General features: G+C 40.3%; 3 protein-coding genes. All 3 read left to right on the top strand.

The window, feature by feature from the left end:
- Nucleotides 1–838, top strand: an 838-nt coding sequence (locus FD12_RS12890) for an MFS transporter (protein WP_235809051.1), incomplete at its 5' end; no start/stop codon positions are given.
- A gap of 621 nt (nucleotides 839–1,459) precedes the next feature.
- A complete protein-coding gene (locus FD12_RS12885) occupies nucleotides 1,460–5,323 on the top strand; it encodes a DUF5695 domain-containing protein (RefSeq protein WP_056983409.1) in 3,864 nt (1,287 codons plus the stop codon).
- Between the two features lie 82 nt (nucleotides 5,324–5,405).
- The gene (locus FD12_RS12880; protein ID WP_225427287.1) at nucleotides 5,406–6,830 is read left to right on the top strand and encodes a hypothetical protein; all 1,425 of its coding nucleotides are present in this window, start codon (nucleotides 5,406–5,408) and stop codon (nucleotides 6,828–6,830) included.
- The last annotated feature ends 62 nt before the right edge of the window (nucleotides 6,831–6,892 follow it).

Raw genomic sequence — 6,892 nt, 5'->3', positions numbered from 1 at the left:
CTTTAGCGTTTGTCTCAGTTTCCCTACGCCGCTTTTAGAGATCTCAAACAGTTTCTTAGCCGTTATCCTCTTGTTTATGGCATTCAAGGGAATGAAGGAACGTACCATTGCCGTTCAAAAGCCAATTCCATTCAAGGATTCATTGAAAGCTACTGTTGGTAATAACCCATGGTACATTTTGGTTGTCGCATTCGTTATTTACTGGGTTGCACAATCAACTCGTAACGGAATTTCAGTTTACTATGCTAAATATAACTTGGGTAACGAACAATTAACTTCTGTATTTAACGGACTTCAAGTTCTTGGAATCATTGCAACTATTTGTATTCCATTCATTGTTAAGGTTACTAACAAGACCGCAACAATGTTAATTGGTTTAGCTGTTGGTGCATTTGGTCAAATCATGATGGCCTTCGTTGGTAACAACTTTACACTTGTTATCATCGCTTGGATCATTGGTATCTTCGGTGCTTCAACTGCCATTGCAATGCCATTTGGTATGTTAGCCGATACTGTTGATTATGGTGAATGGAAGACCGGTATCCGGGCTCCTGGTTTCTTGACTGCCGTTGGTTCTGCCTTCTGTATTCAATTAGGATCAGGCTTCGGTTCATTCATCCCATCAAAGATCATGGCTGCTGCTGGATTCGTTGCTAACAAGACTCAAACTGCTCACGCCTTGTCAGCTATTCACTTTACGTTTATCTGGTTACCAGTTATCATCTATGCGATTGTTGCTGCCATCATGTGCTTGTACTTCAAGTACGAAAAGATGGAACCACAAATCAAATCAGAATTGGCTGCCCGTCATGCCAAGAATGGTCAAACAAACGAATAATTTCGAATTAATTAAGTAAGATTATGTAAGCATCCTTCTGATTGGATGCTTCACACGAAACCCCATTCGTCATAATTGATACTCAAAAGATTCAAGAAAATTTGTTTGACACACACTTTCTCCCGTTCAAGAAAGTGGCAAAACGTTGTTATATAGAAAATAAAATGGTTGGAACCATCTTGCAGGGATGCTGGACGGTTCCAACCATTTTTTATACACAAATTTCTGCAACTTTATTCAGAGAGCAAACAAATGTTACATTATATAAAGTGGCTGAATAAAATTATAAAATACAGTAGTTGATAGAAGGGGAACCATATTAACCGCTTTCACAAACGCCGTTATATCTATACTAGCGATTATTAATGTTAATATAAAATCCAAATATACTTTGTATAAAATTATAAAACCATTGTTGTTTATTCCATTTGATAATTTATTGTGCACTGTATAATGGTCATTGTAAGCGATTGCAAATTAAATCGTGCATTATCGACTATTTTGAGGATTTGAGTATGATACTTTGGGAAAAGTTTTTGCAATATATACCGTCAATTCACTACCTAATCTAGAAGTGATTTGTTGGTCGATTCAAATTAATTATTTGAGAGGAGTTTTTTTATGCATAAAAAGTTACTAGCACTCGGCATTAGCACTGCGTTGCTAACATCGATTGCCTTACTTACAGCACCAGCTGGCACTGGAAAGGTTTTTGCGGATAAAACAACTACGATGGCATCGAGCACATCACAGTCAAACGCATCCGGAGTCCTTCCAACTGCGTCAGGGATTACGGATTCACAGAGTACGGATTCCAATTCATCAAACGGTACCAGTACAAAGAGCTCAGCGGAAAAGACTGGAGATAGTGATCAAATTGCGACTGATCCAGATACAACACCAGGGTCGGTTCAACCCGTTAAAACAAGTACTGGTTATGAGATGACCAATGATAACTTTAAAGTTGATATTGGTGACAACGGAACAATTCAAGGACTATATCTCAGTGACGATGATTTCGACACAAATTACGTGATGAATGCTAAAGATAATCCTGCCCAAAACACCACCGGTCACGAATGGGTTGGGGATTTGATCTTCCGTACTCAGCCTAGTGGAGCGAGTGGTGCTGATAATGTGTGGCAAAAAGAATACACGAATAAATCAGATGCAACCCGCAATATCGACATTTCAAATAATAAAAAAGTTGTTGTCACATATACCCCAGGCACAAACAATGGTGGTATTCAAAACATGGGTGTGACTGAAACTTATTCTCTAGATAATGATGGTCACCTTAAATGGGATATTACCGTTAAAAATGATAGCGATCATGGTCTTGTCATTGGTGATTTTGGATTGCCACTACCATTCAAAGAATGGTGGAAATATAGCGGCGCCGATAAGACGAGTCAAGCTTATCAAGAGAGTGTGGTTTACCACAGCTTTGTTGGTCAGAATTCGTCTTATGTTTACGCTACACGCCCAAGTGGAATTGGCAACTTCCTAGTGATGACACCTGATGATACAACCGATGCGGGCTTTGAGTATCAAGATCACTGGGGTCAATACAGCCACACAGGGGATGAGGAACCTTGGACCCAATTTAGTAAAAGTGGCTATGACAATGGTCTAAGTGTTTATTATATTCACTCCAACGCTATTAAAGAAACTAACGAAGGATATTTGCCCAACACTTCTTTGACGCTTGCCCCTCAACAGTCAAAGACCTATTCCTTTAAATTTAGTCGATCGGATATTAAGAACAATACCAAGGCAGCATCATCTAGTTCAGCAACATCCAATACATCATCCACTTCAGGAGATATGACCAGTACAAAATATGAAGACCAACTGAAGTCAATCTTGTACAAAGAAAATGTTATGGACGCCGTTTCGGTACCTGGGATGATTGTGCCTAAGAACAACGATGGCGAAGCAACTGGTAAGTTATATTTGCACACTAAGGTTCCAGCCAGTGATATTAGTTTTGACTATCAAAACCAAACCAACGACTATGAATCACAACAAGCAAACTCAAATAATGATACCAGTTCAAACTTGGGATCAAACGAACAAGGGAAAGTGACCTTTGATAAGACTATCACGAAGAATGGTGAACAATATCATATTTACAATTTTGATTTCAAATCATTAGGTCGTAATAATGTGATTGTTAATTATAAGGTCAATGGTAATCCGCTGAAAACAACTCTTCAGTACTATGTGATCGATAACCCAGAAAAGGCACTGTCACAACATGCTAACTTTATGCTGAAAACTCAGTGGAAAGACTCCAGCAAGTTCTACAACAATATTTTTGATGACTGGGATTTCAATACTCAAGCCAAACGCGGTAATTTTGGTGGCGCATCTAACTGGGGTAACTTGGGCTGGGGAGACGATTGGGGCTTAACTCACGGACTCTTCTTAGCTGCCCAAAATGCCAATGACCCTAACAAAGACCAAGTAGAAGCTTTGAGCAGTTATTTGGAAGATGGCATCTGGAATGGATTAATGAAAAACCATCATAAGGACTACAAAATTCCTAATTGGTTGACTGACCAAGTCGTTAATGGTAACGGCACAGATGACTATTCATGGAGAGGATGGGCGTACCCTCACGTTTATAACACATACTATGAGATGTATCAAATCGAAAAGAATTACCCTAATCTAATTGACTATCCAGAAAGTGCAAAGGATTACTTGCTTAAAGCTTATAACATTATGAAATCGCTTTATGTTAATAACGCCGTCAATAACAATGATGGTCTGGAAGGGGAATCTACTGACGCAGGAATCATCTCTGCACTCAAGTCAGAGCATCTGACCAGTGAAGCCAATACAATTCAAGATATCCTAAAGAACAAGTATGCTGCCTTTGCCCAAGATCCATATCCTTATACTTCAGAATATCCTTACGATAATACGGCCGAGGAAGGTGTTTATGGGCTTGGAAATATGTACAACAACCAAAATATGATGCACATGGTCGATATGAAGACAAGGGCAAGCCGAAGCGTCCAGCCAACCTGGTATCAATATAGTGTGCCAGTTACCATTAATGGTGAAAGTTGGTGGCAATTCCAGTACACTGACTCACTCGCAGGGACTGCCATGGATAACTGGTTACGTGAACAAAATAACGGTATGAGTCAAGATCAACTGGGGCTTGCTGAACGAGCCAACTATGCCGCTAAATTGGGCAACTTAACCCACATTAACAGTGGCCAAATTGACGGGAACAGTAATAACATTGGTGCAGTTGCTTGGTATTATCAAGCCGAATTAGGCAATACGACCCGACAACATTATGGGGTTGGAGCAGGAACCATGCATAATGGCTGGATTCCGCTCTCAGGTGAAGCTGACCTTTCATTGTTCGGTGCCCTCCAAGTGCTATCGGCCGATGTAGTCAATGATCCAATATTTGGTTTAACTGGTTATGGCGCTGATGTTGAGGATAACGGTGATTCGATAAGTGTTACCCCAGAAGATGGACTGAGGACTCGCCTTAATTTGATTGATCAACATCTCGCTTATACCTTCAGTGGGGATAAGTACACGCATGCTGATGTTGATAAAGATGGTGACTCAACAACATTTGATTTCCAGAATGTTTCCAAAGAAGCCCATAATGCAGATTTGACAATCTATGACGGTAATACTTTCGACAATGCAACGTATAATGTCCTCTTCAATGGCAAAGTCGTTACTTCATTTAACGGCAGTGATGGTGGTACCAAGAAACAGGTTGAACTAAGTATTCCAGTATCTGCACAGGATGGTAAACTTCAGATTGTGAAGGCAGGCGCACCAACACCTGCACCATCCCCAAGTGCAAATGGTAATGGTGGAAGCACAACAACTACTACCACTACTACGACAACGAACCCAACTAGTTCTTCGAGTTCATCAAGTACTACCACTTCAAAGCCAACTAACACGAACTCTGATTCTCAAATTAAGAATAATGCCAACAAGCTAGCTGTTCCAAAATCTGCAGCTAAAGTTGGGTCGGTTGTCTATGCATCCAAGAAGATTGCACTGTACAAGGATTCTACATTCAAGAAGTCTCAACGAATTGCAACTTATAAGAAAGCCAAACGGGTAAACCGGCCAATGTTTATCGTTAAAGGGTATGCACGTTCCAACGATGGAATTCTTCGTTATAAAGTTAAAGATGTTAATCATGGAACTAAGACGGCTGGAAAAACCGGTTATATTACAGCTAACAGTAAGTATGTCTCACCTGTTTATTACAGATCAGTACCGAAGTCCAAGATTATTACAGTGATTTCGAAAAACGGCGTTAACGCTTATAAGACAGCAAGTTCTAAGGAAAAGGTAAAGCACTACAAACGTGGCACTCATTTAAAGATTAAGAAAATTGTTAACTACCATTTAACCAGTCGTTACCAATTGGCAAATGGCAGCTATGTAACAGGCAATAAGAAACTTGTTATTCAAGGCAATTACTAATTCATCGTTGAGAAAGGAGTAAATCATGATCAATAAAAAGATAGTAAGTTTTATAGCTCTTGGCGCCTTGGCAGGAGTAGCGATGCTCAACACACAAACGGCATCTGCAAAGGGTGTCAACAAGGTTGTCTATAATCGATCTTTGGGTGGCGCTGGTAACAGTCGTAATGTTAATTTAACGGCTCGAAACGCCATTTATTCCAAGCCAGGTATTTTCAAAAGTGCCAAGATGGTTGTTTCTAAATCAAAAGTAAGGTCTTTAAAAAATTCAAATAAAGACAATAATAATTTCAGGGCATACCGAATTATTAAAACGAATCAAGGAACATATTACTATAAGGTCGTTTCCTTTGATGCACAATATCGAGGTTGGATTTATGGTGGAAAAAGCCGAACTGGATTTTATGGTGGCGTTACACCATTTACGACAGTAAGGAGTGCGTCAACTTCATCGTTAACTCCAGATGGGAATACCAATTACCGTATCCCAAGTTCTTTAGTCAATAGTTCTTCAAATACGTTCTTTTTCCAAGCACCAAAGTACACCCAATACAAAGTTGGTCGTAAAGTTGGAACCAATCATAAAGTGATCACTGCGACAGCTGGTTATAAAGATACTGCGTTCACGTTGGTTCGGTCAGTTCAAACAACTCGTGGTGGAAACCTCTGGTATCAAATTGCTTCTTATGACGCGGACATCAATGGTGCTTGGATTCCTGGAAACTTAATTTCAAGCTCTGATGTAGTGGCTGGAACGAATAGTTCGGCAACAGGAAGTTCAACAACTAGTACTTCAAGCTCAACAACCTCAAGTTCAGCGGTTTCGAGTGCAACTTTGCAAGTTGCAACTGCCGCCGGGAGGACGGATTACTTTAACGGGAATGTCTTGAATGCCAGTTACAGTAATAATTCGGACCTTCAGGCAGCCTACACTCAAGGTTATAACGCAGCCAAGGTCGATGCCCAAAAGGCAAGAGCTGATGCGATTGCTGATGTCAAAGATGGAATGGCGCTTAACAAATCATATAGTGGCGATATTGGTGTTCAACGCGCCTATGCAAGCATGTTTAGTAATCTGACAATTGCGCGTAATCAAGGCATCCAAGATTGCACCAATGGAAAACTAAGTAACGCTAACTATAGCCTTGACGCTGATTTACAAGCAGCTTATCAAGCTGGTTATGATTCAGTTGCCGCAACCAACAATGTTTATCAACTTGGGATCAGTTTTACCGTTGATGGAACTGATCAGAGTGGGGCGTTCTGGGATGCACTAAACCAAACTCAAAAGGATGCTCTTGTTGCAGCTGCTCAAAATGACAAATTTCCACAGACCAGAACAGAAATCACTTCTGCAGATGTGCAAAAAGTCTTGGAAGATGCCAATATCATCACGATTACATTTAACGGGAGGACAATCAAATTTGCAAACGCTGATCCAGTGACAGTTACACCAAGCTCTACTGTTACTCAGGTCCCAGTTGTTGCCCATTATGTAACTCAGTAGTTCACATTAAGAAGGTATTGCAACGAGTTGTCTTGTAAAAAGGTGACTCAACTAGCTCAAAG

The sequence above is a fragment of the Lentilactobacillus rapi DSM 19907 = JCM 15042 genome (genome assembly GCF_001436255.1).
Classification (GTDB): Bacteria; Bacillota; Bacilli; order Lactobacillales; family Lactobacillaceae; genus Lentilactobacillus; species Lentilactobacillus rapi.
The sequence above is the reverse complement of the archived record's forward strand: the minus strand, read 5'-3'. Positions and strand labels throughout refer to the sequence as shown.